Raw genomic sequence first — 1,780 nt, forward strand, 5'->3', positions numbered from 1 at the left:
AATCAGCAAATAGCGCCTTTGTTTGAGCGAGTTGCTGAATTTCGAATGCAATCTAATGCTGCGGAAGTTATGTTTGAAATATTGGCTGAAGTTGAACGATTATATGAGCAAGGTCTGCAAGAAATCAGGCGGCAAAATCTTGGAGCGCCAGACATTGGCGGAATGAGTGAATTTTAAGCAGTCTATTGTCATTATGAACGTAGTGTCATAATCCAGAAGTTATGCGCCCAGTATGGGCGCGACGTAATAAAAAAGGAGATTTTATGAAGGTATCAAAAATAGTGTTATCGGTAGCAATGATAAGTGCGATATGCATTCCACACGTTCTATATCCAGCACTTTCTGGAGCAGAAGTGAAAGAAGATGCAGCAGCGCGTGCACAGCTGGCAGAACAACGGTCAGCGGTAGCAAGACAACGGGAATTGGAAGCGTGGCAGCAAGCAGAAGCAGATAGGTTAAAAAGAGAAGGCGGTGCGCGGGCAGTAGCAGCCCAAGAAGCGCAAGGCCTTGAAGAAGATGATGAAGAGTTGCAGCGGGTTCTTGCAGAATCGCTCAAACCGAAAAGACTAGTTAAGCCACAAGAAGAAGAAAAAGAAGAAGATGAAAAAGTTCATTCGGAAGCATGGTTACAACATCGAGAAGATTTTAACCGCTGGGAAAATGAAGATAAAGCAGTGCGAGAACGGCGTGGTAGTCCTGTGAAGCATAGCGATGCGGATGTAAGGAAGTTAATAGGTAGCACTGCAGTTCCAAGGGCGGTAAGTGAGCACATGGAATCGTTTATCTTAAAAAAAGATGCAGAAGTGATATCGACATTGATTCAAACGGAGCGTCCTATCACGTGTTTAGGAATTAGCAGTGATAGTAAATCTATTTGTGGAGCATCTGAGAATGGAGCGGTGTATGTATGGGATGCTATTACTGAAAAATTAATACATAAATTCGATAGTGGTATAAAAAAACCTTTAGCTATTAGTGGCGACGGTAAAATCATTATTGCGGCCGATGCTTTGAGCCATATACTTATTTGGAATGTGGATACTAAGGCATCAAATCGTATTGATGATGTTTATCTTGCAGGGGGGCTGTCAAATATAGCTATTACTGCTAAAGGTGAGTTTGTTATTGAACGAGCATTGGGAAAAATACGTAGTTTTTATGCATCTACTGGGCGCGAGTACGATACATTTGCGGTTGACAGGTGGACGATGGGCGGCGGTATAGCGACCAATACAAATGGAAGTTTTGTTGGCATTGGTAGCGGACATTATGTGCATATTTATGATACTGAGCTTCATCGATTAGTTAATTCGGTTTATATTGGCGAGGCGCAGACATTTGCGCTTGCGGCAGATGCTAGTTTTATTGTTTCCCAATCGCCGTATGGTTTAGACATTTGGAATGCTAAAGATGGTGGTCTTATAATAAATAGCCCTAATCTTCCTGTGACAGGGTGGCAGACAGAAGCTATCGTAATTGACGGTGGTAATAATTTTATTGTGGCTGCTTATAAGGCTGGTATACGAATTTGGAGATTAGTATCTTCTATTGCCAACGTAGCATATGCACGTAGAGGACATGCTGTAGATGAAGCCGAAAAATTACGCGATCAAGCAAAAGCGGTACGCAAGTTCCCCGCAAATCGTTTGCGTGCAATTAATAAAGGTGTTGCGTTATTAAAAAGTGCAGATATGACAAGAAAAGATTTTGAGGCATATATTGGAAAAATCAAAAATCGTATCAACAAAGAATTTCAAGAAGGCAGAGATGAGGCTGTCGT

The 1,780-nt window shown here is 41.9% G+C and carries 1 protein-coding gene; it reads left to right on the plus strand.

The window, feature by feature from the left end:
• Positions 1-263: 263 nt before the first annotated feature.
• Positions 264-1,780, plus strand: a 1,517-nt coding sequence (locus VGT41_05970) for a WD40 repeat domain-containing protein (GenBank protein ID HEV2601808.1), incomplete at its 3' end; no start/stop codon positions are given.

Source organism: Candidatus Babeliales bacterium, from assembly GCA_035944115.1.
Lineage (GTDB): Bacteria > Babelota > Babeliae > Babelales > Vermiphilaceae > DASZBJ01.